This window comes from Alloalcanivorax marinus (assembly GCF_016785095.1).
In the GTDB taxonomy this organism is placed as follows: domain Bacteria; phylum Pseudomonadota; class Gammaproteobacteria; order Pseudomonadales; family Alcanivoracaceae; genus Alloalcanivorax; species Alloalcanivorax marinus_A.
Map to the genome: position 1 here is coordinate 940,780 of NZ_JAEKJB010000008.1, position 20,215 is coordinate 960,994.

The 20,215-nt window shown below is 65.1% G+C and carries 19 protein-coding genes; 12 read left to right on the top strand and 7 right to left on the bottom strand.

Going from position 1 to position 20,215, the window contains the following annotated elements; translation table 11 throughout:
• Positions 1-11: 11 nt before the first annotated feature.
• Both glyS and glyQ read right to left on the bottom strand, forming a co-directional pair.
• Complete coding sequence (gene glyS / locus JF515_RS11405; RefSeq protein WP_203104274.1) at positions 12-2,090, bottom strand: glycine--tRNA ligase subunit beta; 2,079 nt, start codon at positions 2,088-2,090, stop codon at positions 12-14.
• Positions 2,087-3,070, bottom strand: a complete 984-nt coding sequence (glyQ, locus tag JF515_RS11410) for a glycine--tRNA ligase subunit alpha (RefSeq protein ID WP_203104277.1) — start codon at positions 3,068-3,070, stop codon at positions 2,087-2,089. Before glyQ ends, glyS begins: the two co-directional genes overlap by 4 nt.
• 93 nt (positions 3,071-3,163) lie before the next feature.
• Between glyQ and JF515_RS11415 the strand changes: the two genes are divergently transcribed.
• The 6 genes from JF515_RS11415 to JF515_RS11440 all read left to right on the top strand — a co-directional run bounded on the left by JF515_RS11415 (position 3,164) and on the right by JF515_RS11440 (position 8,461).
• Entirely contained in the window at positions 3,164-3,724 is a 561-nt protein-coding gene (locus tag JF515_RS11415; protein ID WP_203104577.1) for a DNA-3-methyladenine glycosylase I, read from the top strand.
• 83 nt (positions 3,725-3,807) lie between these two features.
• Positions 3,808-4,530 carry a glutamine amidotransferase gene (locus JF515_RS11420; protein WP_203104279.1) on the top strand — a complete coding sequence of 241 codons (723 nt, stop codon included), beginning with the start codon at positions 3,808-3,810 and terminating at the stop codon, positions 4,528-4,530.
• Positions 4,531-4,645: 115 nt separating this feature from the next.
• Positions 4,646-5,263, top strand: coding sequence for an acyltransferase (locus JF515_RS11425; RefSeq protein ID WP_203104283.1), 618 nt, complete (start codon positions 4,646-4,648; stop codon positions 5,261-5,263).
• Positions 5,264-5,348: 85 nt separating this feature from the next.
• The gene (locus JF515_RS11430; protein WP_203104286.1) at positions 5,349-5,993 is read left to right on the top strand and encodes a TetR/AcrR family transcriptional regulator; all 645 of its coding nucleotides are present in this window, start codon (positions 5,349-5,351) and stop codon (positions 5,991-5,993) included.
• Complete coding sequence (locus JF515_RS11435) at positions 5,990-7,861, top strand: MFS transporter (protein WP_203104288.1); 1,872 nt, start codon at positions 5,990-5,992, stop codon at positions 7,859-7,861. The genes JF515_RS11430 and JF515_RS11435 overlap by 4 nt, the downstream gene beginning before the upstream one ends.
• A 45-nt stretch (positions 7,862-7,906) precedes the next feature.
• Complete coding sequence (locus JF515_RS11440; RefSeq protein WP_203104291.1) at positions 7,907-8,461, top strand: ATP-dependent zinc protease family protein; 555 nt, start codon at positions 7,907-7,909, stop codon at positions 8,459-8,461.
• Positions 8,462-8,469: 8 nt separating this feature from the next.
• On the opposite strand, the gene JF515_RS11445 is transcribed toward JF515_RS11440, so the two are convergent.
• Entirely contained in the window at positions 8,470-9,150 is a 681-nt protein-coding gene (locus tag JF515_RS11445; RefSeq protein ID WP_203104294.1) for a fumarylacetoacetate hydrolase family protein, read from the bottom strand.
• On the bottom strand, positions 9,143-10,537 hold the full coding sequence (locus JF515_RS11450) for an FAD-binding oxidoreductase (RefSeq protein WP_203104297.1): 1,395 nt from the start codon (positions 10,535-10,537) through the stop codon (positions 9,143-9,145). Before JF515_RS11450 ends, JF515_RS11445 begins: the two co-directional genes overlap by 8 nt.
• A 115-nt stretch (positions 10,538-10,652) precedes the next feature.
• Between JF515_RS11450 and serA the strand changes: the two genes are divergently transcribed.
• The 6 genes from serA to JF515_RS11480 all read left to right on the top strand — a co-directional run bounded on the left by serA (position 10,653) and on the right by JF515_RS11480 (position 17,478).
• Positions 10,653-11,882 (top strand): phosphoglycerate dehydrogenase, encoded by a 1,230-nt coding sequence (serA, locus tag JF515_RS11455; RefSeq protein WP_203104300.1) that lies wholly within the window; start codon positions 10,653-10,655, stop codon positions 11,880-11,882.
• A gap of 106 nt (positions 11,883-11,988) precedes the next feature.
• Positions 11,989-13,353 carry a COG3014 family protein gene (locus tag JF515_RS11460; protein ID WP_238400971.1) on the top strand — a complete coding sequence of 455 codons (1,365 nt, stop codon included), beginning with the start codon at positions 11,989-11,991 and terminating at the stop codon, positions 13,351-13,353.
• A complete protein-coding gene (locus JF515_RS11465; RefSeq protein ID WP_203104302.1) occupies positions 13,350-13,739 on the top strand; it encodes a YcfL family protein in 390 nt (129 codons plus the stop codon). The genes JF515_RS11460 and JF515_RS11465 overlap by 4 nt, the downstream gene beginning before the upstream one ends.
• 32 nt (positions 13,740-13,771) lie before the next feature.
• Complete coding sequence (lpoB, locus tag JF515_RS11470) at positions 13,772-14,365, top strand: penicillin-binding protein activator LpoB (RefSeq protein WP_203104306.1); 594 nt, start codon at positions 13,772-13,774, stop codon at positions 14,363-14,365.
• Between the two features lie 30 nt (positions 14,366-14,395).
• The gene (locus JF515_RS11475; protein WP_203104309.1) at positions 14,396-15,688 is read left to right on the top strand and encodes a CsgG/HfaB family protein; all 1,293 of its coding nucleotides are present in this window, start codon (positions 14,396-14,398) and stop codon (positions 15,686-15,688) included.
• On the top strand, positions 15,688-17,478 hold the full coding sequence (locus tag JF515_RS11480; protein WP_203104311.1) for a monovalent cation:proton antiporter-2 (CPA2) family protein: 1,791 nt from the start codon (positions 15,688-15,690) through the stop codon (positions 17,476-17,478). The genes JF515_RS11475 and JF515_RS11480 overlap by 1 nt, the downstream gene beginning before the upstream one ends.
• Here JF515_RS11480 and JF515_RS11485 read toward each other — a convergent pair.
• From JF515_RS11485 to coaD, 3 genes are all read right to left on the bottom strand, one after another.
• On the bottom strand, positions 17,475-17,900 hold the full coding sequence (locus JF515_RS11485; RefSeq protein ID WP_238400972.1) for an SRPBCC family protein: 426 nt from the start codon (positions 17,898-17,900) through the stop codon (positions 17,475-17,477). The genes JF515_RS11480 and JF515_RS11485 overlap by 4 nt on opposite strands.
• A gap of 91 nt (positions 17,901-17,991) precedes the next feature.
• Positions 17,992-19,674: a gamma-glutamyltransferase gene (gene ggt, locus JF515_RS11490; RefSeq protein ID WP_203104314.1), complete on the bottom strand. Its 1,683-nt coding sequence runs from the start codon at positions 19,672-19,674 to the stop codon at positions 17,992-17,994.
• 39 nt (positions 19,675-19,713) lie between these two features.
• On the bottom strand, positions 19,714-20,205 hold the full coding sequence (gene coaD, locus JF515_RS11495; protein ID WP_203104317.1) for a pantetheine-phosphate adenylyltransferase: 492 nt from the start codon (positions 20,203-20,205) through the stop codon (positions 19,714-19,716).
• Positions 20,206-20,215: the final 10 nt, after the last annotated feature.

The window sequence follows — 20,215 nt, forward strand, 5'->3', positions numbered from 1 at the left end:
GGCGTCTGGCGTCACTCCTGCAAAAGGCTGATGTCCGCCACGTTCAGGAACAGATCGCGCAGGAAGCTGAGCAGAGCCAGCCGGTTACCGCGCACCGCCGGGTCCTCGGCCATCACCATGACGTCCTCGAAGAAGGCGTCCACCGGTTCGCGCAGCTCGGCCAGCAGGGCCAGCACCGCTTCGTAGTTGCCTTCTTCCAGCAGCGGCTCGCTGCGCTCGTAGGCGTTCACCACCAGGTCGGTGAGGGTCTGTTCCGCTTCATCCTCCAGCAGAGCGCCGTCGATTTCCTCCGGCGGTGCTTCCTCCAGCTTGGCGAGAATGTTGGAGACCCGCTTGTTGGCGGCGGCCAGGGCGGCGGCTTCCTCGCGCTGCTGGAAAGCGGCCACCGCTTTCACGCGGCGGTCGAAGTCAAGCGGCCTGCGGCAGGCGTCGTCGATGGCCAGCACCGACTGGATCACCGGGGTCGCGATGCCCTGCTCCTGGTACATGGCCCGGTAACGACCCTTGACGAAATCGAAGGCCTCGTCCACCCGGGCGGCGTCGATGCGCCCTTCCAACTGGCCGGCGGCCTGTTCCAGCAGCTCGCGCAGATCCAGGGCCAGCCCGTTCTCGATGATGATGCGCAAAATGCCCAGGGTGGCCCGGCGCAGCGCATAGGGGTCCTTGGTGCCGGTGGGGGTCTGGCCGATGCCGAAGATGCCCACCAGGGTGTCGATCTTGTCCGCCAGGGAGACCGCCTGGCCGGTTTTGGTTTCCGGCAGGGCGTCGCCGGCGAAGCGCGGCAGATACTGCTCGTGCAGGGCTTCCGCCAGTTCCTCCGGCAATCCTTCGTTGCGCGCCAGGTAATAGCCCATGATGCCCTGCATGGTGTCGAACTCGTAGACCATCTCGCTGTTGAGGTCGGCCTTGCTGAGGGCACCGGCGCGGCGCGCCAGTTGTCCGTCGCCGCCGATCCGGTTGGCGATCACGCCGGCCAGGGCAGCGATGCGTTCGCACTTGTCCGCCAGGGTGCCGAGCTGCTGCTGGAATACCACCTGGGCCAGGCCCTGGGCATGTTGCTCCAGCGGTTTCTTGCAGTCGTTGTCGTAGAAGAAGGCGGCGTCCGCCAGACGCGGGCGAATCACCTTCTCGTTACCGGCGGACACCTGGGCCGGGTCCCGGGACTCGATGTTGCTGATGGTAATGAAGTGGGGCATCAGCTTGCCGTCGGCGTCGAGCACGGAGAAGTATTTCTGGTGCTCCTCCATGGCACTGATCAGCGCTTCCTGGGGCACGCGCAGGAAATCGTCGTCGAAGCGCCCGGCCAGGGCCACCGGCCATTCCACCAGGGCGGTGACCTCGTCGAGCAGGTCGTCGTCGATGCGCGCCCGGCCGCCGGCATCGCGCCCGGCCTGTTCCGCCTGCTGGCGGATCATTTCCCGGCGGCGACCGAAATCGGCGATCACCTTGCCATCCTGCTCCAGGCGAGTGGCGTAGTCGCCGGCCTCGGCCAGCTCGATGGCCTGGGGGGCGTGGAAACGGTGGCCATGGGTGGCGCGACCGGACTGCTGGTCCAGCAGTTCGAAGTCGATGACTTCCTTGCCGAACAGCGCTACCAGCCAGTGCGCCGGGCGCACGAACTGCACCTTGCGACGCCCCCAGCGCATGCGCTTGGGAATCGGCAGCTTGCTCACCGCCTGGGCGACGAACTCCGGCACCAGTTCCGCGGTGGCGCGGCCGGTCTCTTCCAGGCGCGCGAACAGGCGCTCGCCCTTGTCGGTTTGCTGGCGGTCGAGCTGGTCCACGGTCAGGCCCACCGAGGCGGCGAAGCCCTGGGCGGCCTTGGTGGGATTGCCGTCGCCGTCGAAGGCGGCCTGCACCGCCGGGCCCAGGCGTTCCACCTGGCGGTCCGGCTGTTTGGCGTCCAGGTCGCGCACCAGTACCGCCAGGCGGCGCGGCGCGGCGAAGCTCTCCACGGCGCCGTGGCCGAGGCCGGCCTCGTCGAGCTGGCGCACCAGCTCCTCGGTGAGGGCGGCGCTCAGGGTGGGCAGTGCCTTGGGCGGCAGTTCCTCGGTGCCCAGTTCGATCAGCAGATCCCGTTGTTCGCTCATGCCTTGCTCCCCTTCTTCTTGGCCGCCTTCTGCTCTTGTTGCCGGAGCTGGGTTTCCACCTCCTCGCGGATGTCGTCGTCGGCCATCGGGAAGCCCAGTTTGCGGCGCGCGTCAAAATAGGCCTGGGCCACGGCCCGGGCCAGGGTGCGCACGCGCAGAATGAAACGCTGACGCTCGGTGACCGAAATCGCCTTGCGCGCGTCCAGCAGGTTGAAGGTGTGGGAGGCCTTGAGCACGTATTCGTAGGCTGGCAGGGGCAGCCCCGCCTCGATCAGCTTGGTGGATTCGCTTTCGAACAGATCGAACTGCTGGAACAGCGCTTCCACGTTGGCGTATTCGAAGTTGAAGGTGGACATTTCCACCTCGTTCTGCAGGAACACATCGCCGTAGGTCACGGTCCCCGAGGGTCCTTTGGACCACACCAGGTCGTACACCGAGTCGACGCCCTGAATGTACATGGCCAGCCGTTCCAGGCCGTAGGTGATTTCGCCGGTCACCGGGTAGCAGTCGATGCCGCCGACCTGCTGGAAGTAGGTGAACTGGGTCACTTCCATGCCGTTGAGCCAGACTTCCCAGCCCAGGCCCCAGGCGCCCAGGGTCGGTGATTCCCAGTTGTCCTCGACGAAACGGATGTCATGCACCAACGGATCGAAACCGAGCAGGCGTAGCGAACCCAGGTACAATTCCTGGATATTGTCCGGGGAAGGTTTGAGCACCACCTGGAACTGGTAATAATGCTGCAGCCGGTTGGGGTTCTCGCCGTAGCGGCCGTCGGTGGGCCGCCGGGAGGGCTGCACATAGGCGCTGTTCCAGTTCTCCGGGCCGATGGCGCGCAGGAAGGTGCTGGGGTGGAAGGTCCCCGCGCCCACTTCCATGTCCAGGGGCTGCACCACCACGCAGCCCTGCTCCGCCCAATATTGCTGCAGGGCCAGAATCAGGCCCTGGAAAGTGCTTACGTCCGCTTGCGGTTGGTCCGCCATGGTTGATCCCGTTGTTCGTTCCGATCGCCGAGTCGTTGAATTTGAGGGGGGCAAGTATAGCGTCCCCCAGGGGCCGGTGATACCGTGCTGCCCATGGAACGCTGCCCCTGGTGTGGCACCGACCCGCTCTACGTGGCCTACCACGACCAGGAGTGGGGTGTGCCCGAATACGATGAACGCCGCCTGTTCGAATTCCTGCTGCTGGAAGGCGCCCAGGCGGGCCTGAGCTGGATCACCGTCCTGCGCAAGCGTGAGAATTACCGCCGTGCCCTGGACGGTTTCGATCCGGAGCGCATCGCCCGCTATGACGATGCCCGCGTGGCCGCCTTGCTCCAGGACAGCGGCCTGATCCGCAACCGTCTGAAGATGCGTGCCGCGGTGGGTAATGCCCGCGCCTGGCTGGATTTGCGCGACGCCGGCATCGATCCGGTTGCCCTGATCTGGGGCTTCGTCGATGGCGAACCCCGGGTCAACCGCTTCCGGGCGCTCTCCGAGGTACCCGCCACTACCCCCGCCGCCGAGGCCATGAGCAAGGACTTGAAGAAACGGGGTTTCCGTTTCGTCGGTCCCACCATCATGTATGCCTTCATGCAGGCCGCCGGCCTGGTCAATGATCATTTGGTGAGCTGTCCGCGCCACCGGGATCTGGCCTGAGTCACATTGCGTGGCAGCTTTTACGTGCCTTTCACCGAAGCTGGTACGGCCCTTGCTGGGGACCCGGTTGAATGGAGGCACCCATGAAACCTGTATTGATTTTGAAAACCGGCTCCACCTATCCGATTCTGCGCCAGCATTACGGCGACTTCGAGGATTGGATCGGTCGCGGGCTGGGCGAGCGCACCCCGGTGCGCGTGGTGAATGCCCTGGACGGCGATACCCTGCCGCATCCCGCCGAGGCCGCCGGCGTGGTGATCAGCGGCTCCCATGCCATGGTGACCGACGAAGCACCCTGGATGCGGCGGTTGATGCGCTGGCTCGAGGACGCGCTGGGTCAGGCCGAGGCTCCGCCCATGCTCGGCATCTGCTTCGGCCACCAACTGCTGGCCCGTACCCTGGGCGGCGAGGTGGACGACCATCCCCTGGGCATGGAGGTGGGCACCGTGGCACTGCGGCTTTCAACGCGGGCGCGGGGCGATGCCTTGCTCGGTGGTCTGTGGGACCAGCCCTGGGCCCAGATGATGCACCGCCAGTCGGTGCTGGTGGCGCCGCCCGGCGTCGAGGTGCTGGCCAGCAACGGCCACGACAGCTGCCAGGCATTTCGCTACGGCAGCCGTGTCTGGGGTTGTCAGTTCCATCCGGAATTCAGCGCCGATGTCACCCGCGCCTACCTGCAGGCCCAGCGCGGTCGCGCGCTCAGCGACCAGCAGGTGGACGACGCCCTGCCCAAGGTGCGTGAGTGTCATCAGGCCTCATCGATTCTGATGCATTTCGCGGAACGGGCGGTGCCGGCGGCGGCCTGAGCCTGATCGCGACTGAAGTCGCTCCTGCGGAGAGACACAAGGAGCGACTTCAGTCGCGATCATCCAACGCCATTGATTGGTGTAGCATGCGGGGCAAAGACGACCCCGGATGCCCATGACCGACCCCTACCGCGAACAGCACAAGCAGCGCCTGGCTTATATGCCCTGGCTGTACCCGCGTCTCAAGCCCCGTCATCGGGCCTGGGCCGAACCGTGGCAGGTGGCGCTGCAGGCGGAGTGGTCCAGGTTGGAAACGGTGCACTTTGGGGTGCACTGTTTTGTCGCACCCCAGGCACGCCTGTTCGCCGAACCCGGGCGTGATATCCGTATCGGCGATCACACCCACCTGGCGGCGGACTGTGTTCTGCACGGGCCTCTGACTCTCGGCGAGCACGTCAGCATCAACCACCATGCCACCCTGGAAGGTGGCGCCGCCGGCATTGAGATCGGCGACCATACCCGCATCGCCGCCTACGCGACCCTGTATGCCTTCGATCACGGCCTTGATGCCGGTGCTCTGGTGCGCGAGCAACCGGTGCGCTCGCGGGGCATCCGCATTGGCCGCGATGTCTGGCTGGGGGCGCGGGCCGGCGTGGTCGACGGCGTCACCATCGGCGACCATGCGGTGGTCGGCATGGGCGCGGTGGTGACCCGGGACGTGCCGCCCTGGACCATCGTGGCCGGCAATCCGGCGCGTCCCATTGGCCGCCGGCCCGGCGCGCCACCGCCCTGACACATTCGGAAACAGCCCTTTTGAACACTGTTCAGAAGGCGTGGCTATAATGAGCGCGTTTTCCACCGCTGGACGAGGAGTATCGATGGCGCGCCGCAACGAACACAGCAAACCGGAACTTCGGGCTCTGGCCATCGGCACGGTTCGTACCCTGGTGGCCGAGCAGGGCCTGGAAAAACTGAGCGTGCGTGAGGTAGCGCGTCGTTTGGGCTACGCGCCGGCCATGCTCTACCACCTGTTCGATAACCTGGACGACCTGATTCTGCATGTGAACGCGGACACCCTGGATAGTCTGCTCGATCGCATGGATGCCGCCTCCGGAATGGAGAACCCGGAGGCGGCATTGACCGCCATGGCCCATTATTATCTCGATCTTTCCCGGGCCCAGACGCCACTGTGGCAGCTGGTGTTCGAGCATCGCATGGCCAATGGCGCCGAGGTGCCGGCCTGGTACGCACGCCGCACCCGGTCCCTGTTTCTGATCGTGGAACGCCAGCTCCAGCGGCTGGCGCCCTGGGCCACGGAAGAGGAGCGGAGACTGGGCGCGCGCACCCTGTGGGGAGGCCTGCACGGCATCTGTGTGCTGCAGGCCAATAACAAACTGGACGTGGCCGGCGACGCGGACCCGCGCGCCATGGTGGATTCCTTGCTGCGTCATTATCTGGCGGACTGGTCGGCGACCACCAACCGGTCCCCCGGCGACGCTTCACGGCATGGAGACGGGGCATGAAGGAAGGGGTTTTCTCGCTGCTTACCAAACGGCGTTTCGGGCCGTTTTTCTTTACCCAGTTCCTGGGCGCGTTCAATGACAATGTGTTCCGGCAGGCGCTGATTCTGCTGATCGCCACCGGGGTGGTGGCCGGGGCCGGGGTCAACACGCTCAACAACGTGGCCCTGGCCCTGTTCATCCTGCCCTTCTTTCTGTTTTCGGCACTGGCCGGCCAGGTGGCGGACAAATACGACCGGGCCATGCTGGTACGGCGGATCAAGCTCGCCGAGGTAATCATCATGGCCTGCGCCGCCGCCGGCTTTTTCTTCAGCAGCGTTTATTTCCTGCTGGCGGTGTTGTTTCTGATGGGGCTGCAGTCCACCTTCTTCGGGCCCATCAAATACTCCATCATTCCCCAGCACCTGGGCCCCCGGGAGCTGGTTTCCGGTAACGCCCTGGTGGAGATGGGCACCTTCCTGGCCATTCTGCTGGGCTCGATTTCCGGGGTGCTGCTGAAGATGGACGCCGCCGATCCGTTGATCGTGTCGGTGTCCGTGGTGGGCCTGGCGGCGCTGGGCTATCTGGCGTCCCGGGGTATTCCGGCGGCACCGGCGGCGGACCCGGGCACCCGCCTGGAATGGAATCTGTGGAAGGAAACCTGGCGCATCGTCGGCTATGCCCGGGAGGTGAAATCGGTGTGGATGAGCGTGCTGGGTATTTCCTGGTTCTGGTTCCTGGGCGCCGCTTACACCACCCAACTCAAGGTATACGTGGATGACTACCTGCTCGGTACCGACGGCCTCTATGCCCTGTTGCTGGGGACCTTCTCGGTGGGCATCGGCCTTGGCTCCTGGTTGTGCGAAAAGCTGTCCGGTCACCGCGTGGAGTTGGGGTTGGTACCGCTGGGCTCCATTGGTCTGAGCTTGTTCGGCATTGATCTGTTCTTCTCCTACGCGGGGCTGCCCAAGGGCGTGGAAATGAGCATCGGTGCCTTCCTCGCCGAACCATCCGGCTGGCGGGTGCTGACGGATCTGGCCGGCATCGGTGTGTTCGGTGGCTTCTACATCGTGCCGCTGTTCGCTTTCATCCAGCAGCGGTCGGACCCCCGCCACCTGGCGCGCATCATCGCCGCCAACAACATTCTCAATGCCCTGCTGATGGTCGCCTCCGCCGCCACCGGTATCGTGCTGGTGGGGATGTTGGAGCTTACCGTGCCGCAGTTCTTTCTGGTGCTGGCGCTGTTGAACGTTCTGGTGGCGGCCTACATTTACTCGGTGGTGCCGGAGTTCCTGATCCGACTGCTGGTGTGGATGCTTACCAACGTGCTTTATCGGATCAAGACCCGGGGGTTGGAGCACATACCGGACGAAGGGCCCTGCCTGCTGGTGTGCAACCACGTCAGTTACGTCGATGCCCTGTTGCTCGGCGGCGCGGTGCGGCGACCGGTGCGCTTCGTCATGTTCAAGCCGATCTACGACATGCCGTTGCTGAACTACATCTTCCGCACCGGCAAGACCATTCCCATCGATGGCAAGGAGCGTAATCCGGAGGTCTATGAGCGTGCTTTCCGCCGTATCCGCGAGGAACTGGAGGACGGTCAGGTGGTGTGCATCTTCCCGGAAGGCCGCCTGACGCCGGACGGTGAGTTGGGTGAATTCAAAAGCGGCGTGGAAAAAATTGTAAAGGAAACGCCGGTACCGGTAATTCCTATGGCACTTTCCGGTCTATGGGGTAGTTTCTTCAGCCATAAGGGCGGACCGGCCCTGACCCGTCTGCCGCGGCGTTTCTGGTCGCGGATCACCCTGAACGCCGGGGAGACGGTGGCGCCGCAAGCGGTGAATGCCGATGATTTGCGCCAACGGGTGCGGGCACTCCGGGAACGTCCCTGAGTCGTGCCGGTCCCTAGTTAACCACGGGAAACAAAAGAGGAAATCATGCGACGGATTCTGATTGTGATGGGCCTGCTGTTCAGTGTGACCGCCACCGCGGCCACCACCGAAATTCAGCACGTATTCGGCTGGGTCGAGAACGCCACCCTGGAGCCCATGGGCGCCCGGGTGAAAGCCAAGCTGGATACCGGCGCACTGACGTCGTCCTTGCATGCGGTGAACGTGGAACGTTTCGAGAAAGACGGCGAGGAATGGGTGCGCTTCAAGGTGAAGGTGGAAGACCAGAAGGACAAGGAAGTGGTCAGTGAGACCTTCGAGCGGCCGGTTTATCGCGACCTCACCGTGCGCGGCGCCGGTGGCCGCGACGACCGCCCCGTGGTGCTGATGAAAATCTGCTTCGGTGACACCGTTTACGAAGAGCAGTTCGGCCTGAACAACCGCAGTGACATGATCTATCCGGTGCTGATCGGTCGTCGCACCATTCAGCATCTGGGCGTGGTGGATGTGACCAGCACCTTCCTCCATGAGCCGGACTGCGACGAGAACAGCCCGGTGCGGAAATTCGACAAGGACAACACCGACGAGGACATCGGCGCCTGAAGCCGCTCCTACGGTGAGCTCTGGACGGCGCCGAACACCTGCAGGATATTGCCGAGCCGCGCGGTAAAAGTGTCGCCGCCTCTGAGCGGCCCCACCCCGGCCGGCGTGCCGGTGAACACCAGGTCGCCGGGCTCCAGGGTGAATACCCGGTTGATGTCGGCGAGCAGTTCAAAGGTGGGAAACAGCATCTGGCCGGTATGGCCGTGCTGGCGGAGTTCACCGTTGATTTCCAGTGATACCTCCAGGTTCTGACGTACGGAAACGCCGCGGGCATCCACGAAACCGGATACCGGCGCGGCGCCGTCGAACGCCTTGGCCCGTTCCCAGGGCTGGCCTTTTTCCTTGAGCCGTGACTGCACGTCGCGCAGGGTCAGGTCCAGGCCGATGCCATAGGCGGCGATGGAATAGCGGATCGTTTCCAGATCGGTTTCGCCGCGCAGGCGCTTGCCGATCATCACCACCATTTCCACTTCGTGGTGCACCTCGCCCTGCCCTTCGGGCAGCACCAGGGGCTCGTGCAGGCTGCACAGGGCGTTGGCGCCCTTCATGAACAGCAGCGGCTGGTCCGGGACCTCGTTGCCCAGTTCCCGGGCATGATCGGCGTAGTTGCGGCCCACGCACACGATCTTGCCCACCGGCCGGTCCATCGCCGAGCCGTCGATCCAGCGGTGAACGTATTCCTCAGACATCGAACAGCTTCCCGGGATTCATGATGTTGTTGGGGTCGAACACCGCCTTGATGGCCTTCATGCAGGCGATCTCCTCCTCGCTGCGGGAATAGCCCAGATAAGGCTTCTTGGTCATGCCCACGCCGTGCTCCGCGGAGATCGAACCATTGTACCTGGCGACGATATCGAACACCCAGCGGGACACTTCGCCGCAGCGCTGGAAGAATTCTTCCTTGGGCAGGTCGGCTGGTTTGAGAATGTTCAGGTGCATGTTGCCGTCGCCGATGTGGCCGAACCAGACGATCTCGAAATCCGGGTAGGCGTCCTGCACCACCTTGTCCACGGCCTCGACGAAATCCGGTACCTTGGAAATGGTCACCGAAATATCGTTCTTGTAGGGCGTGTGTGGCGCGATTGATTCGGAGATCCGCTCACGCAGTTGCCACAGTTGTTCCAATTGACCCAGGGACTGGCTCATCACGCCGTCCAGCACCCAGCCCTGCTCCACGCAGTGCTCGAAGATCTCCATGGCGCGCTCGCCCACCTGTTCGGAAAGCTGCTCGAATTCCAGCAGGCAGTAAAACGGGCAATCGGTGTCGAAGGGTCGCGCCACGCCGTGCTCGAGCACATGGGCCATGGCCTTGTCGGAAAAGAACTCGAAGGCGGTCAGGTCGATGTCCTTCTGGAAGGCGTGCAGCACCTTCATCACCTCGCGGAAGCCCGGCGCGCCCAGCACCAGGGCGGTCAGATCCCGGGGCTGGCGGGCCAGTTTCACGGTGGCTTCCACCACGAAGCCCAGGGTGCCCTCGGAGCCGATGAACAGATGCCTCAGGTCGTAGCCGGTGGCGTTCTTGATCAGCCCCTTGTTCAGGTCCAGCAGCTCGCCCCGGCCGGTGACCACCTTCAGGCCGGTGATCCAGTCGCGGGTCATGCCGTAGCGGATCACCTTGATACCGCCGGCGTTGGTGTTGATGTTGCCGCCGATCTGGCTGGAGCCGGCGGAGGCGAAGTCCACCGGGTAGAACAGACCCTGCTGCTCCGCGAATTCCTGGAGTTGCTGGGTGACAACGCCGGGTTGCACGGTGACGGCCCGGTCGTACTCGTTGAAGTCCAGTACCCGGTTCATGCGATCGAACGCCACCACCACCTCGCCGTTGGCCGCCACCGCCGCCGCCGACAGGCCGGTGCGACCGCCGGAGGGTACCAGATGGAGGCCGTGCTCGTTGGCGATCTCGACGATCTGCTGAACCTCCTCGGCGGTCTCCGGCAGCACCACGGCGCTGGGCGCCGGCGCCCAGACCTTGGTCCAGTCGACCCCGTAGCGCTCGGCGCTGTCGGCATCGGTAAGACAGCGGGCTCCGAGCAGCTCGCTCAATTGGTCCAGGGCGGCATGGGCCAGGGCGGTCATAGGCAACTCCAGGCTTGTTCAAGTTAACTTGAGCACAACGACGGTCGGGATGGGTCTCATCCGGGGCGCGCTATGGTACCATACGCGCCCCTTTTACCCGCTACCGAGAGCACCCATGGCCAATACTTCTCTTGAGAAGGACAAGATCCGCATCCTCCTGCTCGAGGGCATCCACCAGAACGCGGTGGATAATCTGCATGCGCACGGCTACGACAACGTGGAGTTGCTGCCGACCGCGCTGACCGGCGATGACCTCAAGAAAGCCGTGAAGGACGCCCACTTCATCGGCATTCGCTCGCGCACCCAGCTCACCGAGGAGGTGTTCGCCGCCGCCGAGAAGCTGATCGGCGTGGGGTGCTTCTGTATCGGGACCAACCAGGTGGACCTGAAGGCCGCCCTCAAGCGTGGCATACCGGTGTTCAACGCGCCCTACTCCAATACCCGCTCGGTGGCGGAGCTGGTGATCGCCCACACCGTGAACCTGATGCGCGGCATTCCCGAGAAGAACGCCGTGGCTCACCGGGGCGGCTGGCTCAAGTCCGCCAAGGACAGCTACGAGATCCGTGGCAAGAAGCTGGGCATCGTCGGCTACGGCAACATCGGTGCCCAGGTATCGGTGCTCGCCGAAGCGATGGGCATGAAGGTGTATTTCTACGATGTGGTGCCCAAGCTGCCGATGGGCAACGCCGAACAGGTGGGCAGCCTTAACGATTTGCTGGGCCTGGCCGACGTGGTCAGCCTGCACGTGCCGGACACCGCGGCCACCCGCTGGATGATCAAGGAAGAACAGATCCGGGCCATGAAGCCCAAGAGCTACCTGATCAACTATGCCCGTGGCAAGGTGGTGGACATCGATGCCCTGGCGGCGGCGATCGGCGATGGCCACCTGCTGGGCGCCGCCATCGACGTGTTCCCCGAGGAGCCCAAGGGCAACGACGACGAATTCGTCAGCCCGCTTCGCGAATTCGACAATGTGATTCTCACGCCGCACATTGGCGGCTCCACCCACGAGGCGCAGCAGAACATTGGCACCGAGGTGTCCGACAAGCTGGTCCGTTACTCCGACAACGGCGCCACCCTGGGCGCGGTGAATTTCCCGGAAGTGGCCCTGCCGGCCCACCCGGACATGCACCGCCTGCTGCATATCCACCGCAACATCCCGGGCATTCTCACCCAGATCAACAGTATCTTCTCCGAGAACGGCATCAACATCTGTGGCCAGTACCTGCAGACCAACGAGGACATTGGCTACGTGGTGATCGACGTCAACAAGGAATACAGCCAGCTCGCCCTGAACAAGCTGCGCACCATCGATGGCACCATCCGCACCCGGGTGCTGTTCTAACGGTGTGAGGCGCCTTTGCCTCGACAAGAAACCGGAGCCGGGCTAACTTGCCCACTCCGGTTTTTTTATGTCCGCATGTCGCCCGGGGGATAAGGATGTTTCGCCCTTGATCTGGTCGTTCGCCCGCAACACCTTGCTGTGCCTGCTCGGCGCGGCGCTGCTGTCCGGCTGCGCCACGCGCTCGCTGTTCCAGCCCTACCCGGATCAGGCCCGTGGCTGGAAGAGCGGACTGGGCGCCGGCGCCGCGCCGACGTCGTTGCTGGATAAGGGCGCCGACAGCGCCGACGGCGTGCTCTACCTCCAGGAACTGGGTCGGGTCACGCAACTGGACGGTGATATCGACGGCAGCCGGGCCGCCTTCGACCGGGTCTTCGAGCACTACCGGGAAACCGACGAAGCGGCGCGGCTGCGCGCCACCGGCCTGGTCACCGGCGCCGGCGCGCTGATGGTCAACGACAACGCCCTGCCCTACGTGGCGCCGGACTACGAACGGATCTACGCCCACGCCTACCAGGCCCTCAACTATTGGCAGGGTGATGATGTCACCGGCACCGCCGTGGAGCTGCGCGCCGCCGCCGAGGAGCAGAGGGTGGCGGCCGCCCGTCATGAGCGGGAAATCGCCAGGGCGGAACAGGAAGCCGACCGGCAGGGCATCGATCCGGACCGGCTGGACGGCTACTTCGCCGGGCTCGACGTTGCCGCCGGCACGGTCAAGGCCAGCTTCCAGAACGCCTGGACCTTCTATCTCTCCGCCCTGTTCTGGGAGGCCCATGGCGAATACAACGATGCCCTGGTGGATTACAAGAAGGCCTTGGAGATCCACCCCGGCGCGGACTGGATCAAGGAGGATGTGACGCGGGTTTCCCGGGCCCTGGATGGCCGTTATCCCCGTGGCCAGGGGATGGTGGCGGTGCTTTACGAGCAGGGTTATGTGCCGCCGCGCCGGGAAATCAGCCTGCCGATCCCCACGCCCCACGGTATCTTCGCGGTGGCCTTTCCCACCTATGACGTCGCCGACAAACCAGCACCCCGGTCGTTGACGGTACGCGCCGAAGGCGGCGAACAAGCCTCCACCGGGGTACTCACCGACGTCGGCGGGCTGGCCGCCCGGCACCTGCGCGAACAGGTACCCGCCATGCTGGTGCGCCAGGCGCTGCGCGCCACCGGCAAGTATAATCTGCAAAAGAAAGCCAACGATGACTTCGGTCCGGTGGGCGCCTTCCTGACCCAGTTGTTCAATCTGGTCAGTGAACGGGCCGATCTGCGCACCTGGCTGAGCCTGCCGGCCTATGGTCAGGCCGCTCGTCTGATGTTGCCGCCCGGTGAGCACCGCCTCCAGTTGAGCACGCCCGGGGGCGGTGCTAGTTTGACGGTGCCCGTGGTGGAACGCGGGCTCACCGTGATCCATGTGGTGGCGCTGCCCGATGGTCTTCTCACCCGTGTATTACCCGTTCAGGAGGGATCTCTATGAAAGTCATTCTTTACCCGCTGTGCGCCCTGTTGCTGGCGGTCTTCCTGAGCGGTTGCTCGGCATCCAACCAGGCCGGCCCCGGCGCGGACGGCGAGGTGGCGCTGCACTCCAACAATTCCCTGCTCGCCAACCGCCTGGCGGTGGAAGCCCTGCAGGAAAAAAAGGTGGGTGATCTGCTGTTCGTCCAGGCCACCCTGGAAAACGGCTGGAAGTTTGAACTGGACTTCCAGTACAAGATCAAATGGTTCGATAAGGACGGCTTCGAGGTGGCGCCGGAATCCCAGCCCTGGCGGCAACTGGTGATGGCCGGCCGCAGCCAGAGCAATGTTCAGGCGGTGGCCCCCAATCCCAGCGCCGTGCGCTACGAAATCTGGGTGCGTGAATAAGCGCCCCGGCCCCATTGAATAAGGAGAAGGTAATGGTTCGCGTACTGTCCCTGGCGGCGTTGGCGATGGCGCTGCTGCTCACCGGCTGCGCCTCCAAGGTGGATTACGGCGATGCCCAGGCGCGGGAAACCGTGACCACGGATTTCGGCTCCACCGACCTGCAGATGATCGCCGCCAAGATGGTGGACGACATGATGGTGTTCCCTCCGATCGTGGACATGACCCGGGACCGGCGCCCGGTGCTGTTCGTGGACCGGGTCAAGAACAAGACCAGCGAGCACATCGACACCGAATCGATCACCGACACCATCCAGACCAAGCTGATCAATTCCGGCAAGTTCCGGTTCGTGGACATGTCGGTGGTGAACCGGGTGCGCGAACAACTGGAATACCAGCAGGATTCCGGCATGGTCGACCAGGCCACCGCCGCCCAGATGGGCCGCCAGATCGGCGCCGAGTTCATGCTTTACGGCAATCTGTCGTCCATCGTGAAGCGCGACGACAGCACCAAGGACGTGTACTACAAGTTCACCTTGAAGCTGCTCAACATCCAGAGCGGCATCATCGAGTGGTCCGGCGAGAAGGAAATCCGCAAGACCCGCAAACGCAGTCTGTTCGGCCTGTAATCCAGGCCGGCCGGCGCCAGGGAGGTACTCATGTTGAAACGGCTTTCCACTCTGTTCGTGTTGCTGGCGCTGGTGGCCACCGGCCTGGTCCGGGCCGCGGACACCGAGACGGTGACCGCCCGGGGCTATGGCGAGGACCCGGAGCAGGCGGTCACCAACGCCCTGGTGGCGGCGGTGCGCCAGGCCGGCGGCGTGACCCTGGCGGTGGACCCGTCGTTCCGGCGTCAGGTGAGCCAGTGGGTGATCCAACGCCAGGGTGACGTGACCACCTGGACCGGTACCCGCACCTCGGTGGCGGAACCGCAACTGCCCACCCTGGGCAGCCTGGAAAGCTACCGGGTCACCGGCGTGGCCCAGGAGGACAACGCGTTGTGGCGGGCCGACGTGGAGGCGGTGATTCTGCGTCACCGCGCCCCGGGTCCCGACCGTTCCCATCTGCCGGCCATCGTGGTGGCGCCTTTCACCAGCGACGCCGACCGGTACACCCTGGGAGAGACCAGTCTGCCGGCGGCCGAAGTGGGCGCCCGGCTGCAGGCCAATCTGGTGGACGCCTTCACCCAGTCCGGCCGGTTCCGGGTCCTGGACCGCGCCCATCTGGCCGAGCGTGACGCGGAACGGGCGATCCTGCGCAACGGTAGCGCCGAGCCCGCCGAACTGCTGCGTTTGGGCAAGGCCAAGGGCGCCGATCTGCTGCTGGTGGGTCACATCGAGGCGTTCGACATCGGCGATCAGGCGCGTACCTTCTACGGCGCGAGTTTCCAGGGCTACGAGCCCTATGTGCGGGTCCGCTATCGGCTGATCGACGCCGCTGGCGGCGAGATCCTGGCCGCCGGCCTGTTCGACTGGCAACAGTCCGAGGGCAGCGTGCGGCAACTGGCGCGGCGGCAGAACCTGGATGACTGGCGCCATCCGGAACGGTTGGCGGACCTGGTCTACCCGCGCATCGCCCGCGATCTGGCCGGCGCCGCCACCGATACCCTCTACCCGGTGATCGTGCTCAAGGCGGACGGTGACCGGGTCTACCTGAGCCAGGGCCAGGGGCGTCTTGAGGCGGACACGGTGCTCAATGTCCACCGGCCGGTGGAAACCCTGAAGGACCCACAGACCGGCCTGCCGATCCGCATGGAAAGCGACGCTTTGGCGAGCCTGAGGGTTACCGAGGTGCGGCCGGATTACGCGGTTGCCCGGATCACCCAGCGCCGTGAGGCGCCGCAGCCCGGTGACCGGGTGCGTCCGCCGGCCCCCTCCGCCACGCCCGCCGAGGCGCCCGCCGGTCAACCGGACAGCCCCGGGTCTTCCGAGTTGCCCCTGAGCTGGGATTAGTGAGCGGTTACTTCAACCAGGCACTGGTATTGCTGGCGGCGGCGGTTCTGCTGTTGCCGCTGTTCCAGCGCCTGGGTCTGGGCAGCATCCTCGGCTATCTGGCGGCGGGCATCCTGATCGGGCCGCTGGGCTTTGCTCTGATTCCCGACGCGGAGGCGGTGCTGCACTTCGCCGAACTGGGCGTGGTGCTGATGCTGTTCCTGGTGGGCCTGGAGCTGGCGCCGGACCAGCTGTGGGCCCAGCGCAAGCGGCTGCTGGGCCTGGGTGTCAGCCAGATGCTGTTCAGCGGCGGCTTGCTGTGCGGTTTCTTCCTGGCCTGGGGCCAGAGCACCCCGGCGGCGGTGGCCATCGGCGCCACCCTGGCGTTGTCGTCCACCGCCTTCGCGGTGCAGATGCTGGTGGAAACCAACCAGCTGGGTACGCCCCAGGGCCGCAATGCCTTCTCCATTCTGCTGTTCCAGGATCTGGCGGTGATCCCGCTGCTGCTGTTGCTGCCGGTGCTGGCCGGCGGCGCGGGCGGCGGTGATGGAGAGCAACCGCAACTGCTGATCGGTCTGGGGGCGTTGATTCTGATGTGGCTGGCCGGCCGTTACGTGCTCAACCCCTGGCTGGCCTGGCTGGCGCGGCTTCATAACCGGGAACTGATGACCGCCACCGCCCTGCTGCTGGTGCTGGGCGCCGCCGAATTGATGGACACCCTGCACCTGTCCATGGGCCTGGGTGCTTTCGTTGCCGGCATGCTGCTGGCCAATTCGCCGTTCCGCGAGCAGCTGGACGCCGATATCCAGCCCTTCAAGGGCCTGTTGCTGGGCCTGTTCTTCATCGCCATTGGCATGACCATGGACCTGAAACTGCTGGTCAGCGCGCCGCTGCGCATCCTGGCCATGGGCGTGGCGTTGCTGATGATCAAGACCCTGGTGTTGGTGGTGATCGCGCGGGCCATGAAGGTGGCCTGGCGGGATGCTCTGCGGTTCGGGTTGCTGCTCAGCCAGGGCGGTGAGTTCGCCTTCGTGCTGTTCACCCAGGCCGGAGCCCTGAACCTGCTCACCATGGACATGATCGCCCGCCTCAACCTGGTGGTGGCGCTGTCCATGGCGGCCACCCCGCTGCTGTTGAAGCTGGTGGCGCGCTGGTGGCCGGCGCCGGGGCGTGCCTCGCGCAGTGTCGCGGATGAACCGGCGCCCAACGGCCAGCCGCCGGTGATCGTCGCCGGGTTTGGCCGTTTCGGGCAGATTATTGGCCGGATTCTGGTGAGCCGGCGGATTCCCTTTACCGCGCTGGATTCCAATCCGGAGCACATCGATACGGTGCGGCGCTTCGGCAATCAGGTCTACTTCGGCGATGTGACGCGGCTGGATCTGCTGCACTCCGCCGGCCTGGACCACGCCCGGGTGATGGTGCTCGCCATCGACGATGTGCAGGCCTCACTGCGGGCGGCGCGGCTGATCCGCGAACACTTCCCCGGCATCACCCTGATCGCCCGGGCCCGGGATCGCTACCACGCCTACTCGCTAATGGCGGAAGGGGTCGAGCACGTGATTCGCGAGACCCTGGATTCCAGCCTGCGCACCGCCCAGACCGCCCTGGTGCAGCTGGGCGTGCCGGAAAGTACCGCCATCGACGTGGTGCGCACCTTCCGGGACGTGGACGAGCGGCTGCTGCGCGAGCAGTTCCAGCACCGTGATCAGCTCGACAAGCTGATTGAGATTTCCGCCCGCGGGCGCGAGGAGCTGGAATCCCTGCTCGCCGCCAGCGCCGACGGTCAGGGCAAGGCCAAGGACGAGATTTAAAGCCGGAGATTGTTCAGACCCCGACGGATCGAATTCTCCAGGGCCGGCTTCACCAGTGCCCCGAGCAGCGGTACCTTGCCGCGAAAGACGATGGTGTATTGAAGCCGGGAGCCGCCGTCCCCGTGCTCGGAAAACACCATCTCCCCGAAATGATCACGTAGCGGGCTGCCCTTGGTGATGCGGTAGGCGATGCGCTGGCGCGGCTCGAATTCGGTGACGGTTTCCTCGAACGGCGGCGTCAGCGGCAGGGACAGCCGCCGTACCGAGCCGACGCCATTGGGCTCCCCTTCGCCGGCCTTGACCCGGCGCACCTTGGCGGGGGCGAACAGGGAGGACAGGTTTTCATGATCACTGAGATGGCGGAACAGAGCGTCCACCGGAAACGGAAAGGTCTTGTCGATCTCGATGCGTTGCAGGCCCATGGGCTCTCCCGCTGACAGGCGAAACCCGGAGTCTGACCGGCCGCCGGCGTCCTGCCCAGGTTCCAACGGGCCAGACGCCGGTGCCGGCCGGTCAATCGGCGGCGGCGGGGGCTGGCGCGCGCACCTCGGCGGCGCCGATGGCGCGCGGGTCGGAGGCGGCGCTGACCCGGCCCGCCTTCCGGTCCCAAAGAATCGCCTGCATGTTGCCGTAGGCGCGCTCCACGGACACCACGTCATGGCCGCGCAGGCGCAGGCTCTTGGCTTCCGGAGTGTCCAGGAAGGCAGGCTCCGCCTGCACCCGGTCGGGCAGGAACTGATGGTGGAAACGCTGGCGCGTGACCCAGTCCTCCACCGGCTTGCCGGCGGCGGCTTCCATCACGCCCAGCATCACCATGGTGATGATGCGGCTGCCCCCCGGTGTGCCGAGGATCGCCACCCGGTCGTCGAACTCCACGAAGGTGGGCGTCATGGACGACAAGGGTCGCTTGCCCGGGGCGATGGCGTTGGCCTTTGAACCGACCAGCCCGTAAGCGTTGGGGCTGCCCGGCTTGGAGGAAAAATCGTCCATCTCGTTATTGAGGATCACGCCGGTGTCCTTGGGCATGAAGCCGGAGCCGAACGGCAGGTTGATACTCAGGGTGGCGGCCACCCGGTTGCCGTCCGCGTCGAGCACCGACAGGTGGGTGGTATGGAAACCTTCCTCGGTGGCCACCGGTTCGCCCAGCTCACTGCTGGGGGTGGCGCGGTCCAGTTCGATGGAGGCCGCTCGCGCCTCGGCGTAGGAATTACTCAACAGGTTATCCACAGGTATCGAGACGAAGTCCGGATCGCCCAGATAACGACCACGGTCCTGGTAAGCGCGCCGCCAGGCCTCCACGGTGAGATGGGGAAGTAAGTCCTCACTAATCTCGCCACCATTGAATTGGCTGAGGATATTGAGCGCCTCCATCATGACGATGCCGCCGGCGGAGGGCGGCGGCGCGCTGATCACCCGGCCGCCCCGGAAGTGGCCGACGATGGGTTCGCGTTCCTTGACCCGATAGTTTTCCAGATCCTTTTTGGTCCATATGCCGCCGGCCTCGCGCACGCCTTTCACCAGCTTGTCCGCCACCGGGCCCCGGTAGAAACCGTCGCGGCCGTGCTCGGCGATGGCCTCCAACACCCGGGCCAGATCCGGTTGCCGGATCACGGTGCCCACCGCCGGCAGGCGACCGCCGTCCAGGAACACCGCGGCGGCGTGGGGATAGCGATTGAGTACCTCGCGACGATAGCCGGCCAGGGCCCGGTAATGCGCCTCCACCTCGAAGCCTTGCCGGGCCAGGCGGATTGCCGGCGCCAGGGTTTTCTTCAGCGGCAGCTTGCCGTAGCGCCCGGCCAGGTAGTCGAAGGCGGCGGCCTGGCCGGGAATACCGGCGGCCAGGGGGCCGTTGATGGCGCGGTCGCGCACCACCTTGCCGTTATCGTCCTGGTACATGTCCTCGGTGGCCGCCGCCGGGGCGGTTTCCCGGGCATCCACCATGGTCTGCAGGCCGTCGCGCTGGCGGTGCAGCAGCCAGAAGCCACCCCCGCCCATGCCCGCCGAATAGGGTTCCACCACCGCCAGGGCCGCGGCCACCGCCACCGCCGCGTCGAAGGCATTGCCACCCTGGTCGAGAATCTCGAAGCCGGCCTCGGTGGCCAGCGGGTGGGCGCTGGCGATGGCCGCCTTGCCCGGCGACGCGGCCTGGGCGGCCGTGCAGAACAACGTCAGGGCAAGAAGCAACCCGCGCATCATGGTCTTTCTCCGTGTCCGGCTGTTATCGGGCGGCGGGATTTAACCGCCCCGCTGCTGCTTTTTCAGCTCCAGGGCCTCCACCACATGGGGGGGCACGAAATTGCGCACGTCGCCGTTGAGCAGGGCGATCTCGCGTACCAGGGAGCTGGAGATGAAGGACAGATGCTCCGCTGGCGTCAGGAACACGGTTTCCAGCTCCGGGGCCAGTTGCCGGTTCATGTTGGCGAGCTGGAACTCGTACTCGAAGTCACTCACCGCGCGCAGACCGCGCAGCAGGATGTTGGCGTCCTGTTCGCGGCAGAAATGCGCCAGAAGCTGGGAGAAACCCACCACTTCCACATTGTCCAGATGGCTGATGCTGTCTTCCACCAGCTTGACCCGCTCGTTCAGTGAAAACAGGGGGCCCTTCTTCTCGCTGGCGGCGATCGCCACCACCACCTCGTCGAACATGGACGAGGCCCGTTCGATCAGGTCCTTGTGGCCATTGGTGATGGGATCGAAGGTGCCCGGGTAGATCACACGGTTGGTCATGCTCGGCTCG

Excerpts from the sequence above, each read along its gene's own strand:
- glyS (WP_203104274.1), bottom strand. The coding sequence starts at position 2,090 with ATGAGCGAACAACGGGATCTGCTGATCGAACTGGGCACCGAGGAACTG.
- glyQ (WP_203104277.1), bottom strand. The coding sequence starts at position 3,070 with ATGGCGGACCAACCGCAAGCGGACGTAAGCACTTTCCAGGGCCTGATT.
- JF515_RS11415 (WP_203104577.1), top strand. The coding sequence starts at position 3,164 with ATGGAACGCTGCCCCTGGTGTGGCACCGACCCGCTCTACGTGGCCTAC.
- JF515_RS11420 (WP_203104279.1), top strand. The coding sequence starts at position 3,808 with ATGAAACCTGTATTGATTTTGAAAACCGGCTCCACCTATCCGATTCTG.
- JF515_RS11425 (WP_203104283.1), top strand. The coding sequence starts at position 4,646 with ATGACCGACCCCTACCGCGAACAGCACAAGCAGCGCCTGGCTTATATG.
- JF515_RS11430 (WP_203104286.1), top strand. The coding sequence starts at position 5,349 with ATGGCGCGCCGCAACGAACACAGCAAACCGGAACTTCGGGCTCTGGCC.
- JF515_RS11435 (WP_203104288.1), top strand. The coding sequence starts at position 5,990 with ATGAAGGAAGGGGTTTTCTCGCTGCTTACCAAACGGCGTTTCGGGCCG.
- JF515_RS11440 (WP_203104291.1), top strand. The coding sequence starts at position 7,907 with ATGCGACGGATTCTGATTGTGATGGGCCTGCTGTTCAGTGTGACCGCC.
- JF515_RS11445 (WP_203104294.1), bottom strand. The coding sequence starts at position 9,150 with ATGTCTGAGGAATACGTTCACCGCTGGATCGACGGCTCGGCGATGGAC.
- JF515_RS11450 (WP_203104297.1), bottom strand. The coding sequence starts at position 10,537 with ATGACCGCCCTGGCCCATGCCGCCCTGGACCAATTGAGCGAGCTGCTC.
- serA (WP_203104300.1), top strand. The coding sequence starts at position 10,653 with ATGGCCAATACTTCTCTTGAGAAGGACAAGATCCGCATCCTCCTGCTC.
- JF515_RS11465 (WP_203104302.1), top strand. The coding sequence starts at position 13,350 with ATGAAAGTCATTCTTTACCCGCTGTGCGCCCTGTTGCTGGCGGTCTTC.
- lpoB (WP_203104306.1), top strand. The coding sequence starts at position 13,772 with ATGGTTCGCGTACTGTCCCTGGCGGCGTTGGCGATGGCGCTGCTGCTC.
- JF515_RS11475 (WP_203104309.1), top strand. The coding sequence starts at position 14,396 with ATGTTGAAACGGCTTTCCACTCTGTTCGTGTTGCTGGCGCTGGTGGCC.
- JF515_RS11485 (WP_238400972.1), bottom strand. The coding sequence starts at position 17,900 with ATGGGCCTGCAACGCATCGAGATCGACAAGACCTTTCCGTTTCCGGTG.
- ggt (WP_203104314.1), bottom strand. The coding sequence starts at position 19,674 with ATGATGCGCGGGTTGCTTCTTGCCCTGACGTTGTTCTGCACGGCCGCC.
- coaD (WP_203104317.1), bottom strand. The coding sequence starts at position 20,205 with ATGACCAACCGTGTGATCTACCCGGGCACCTTCGATCCCATCACCAAT.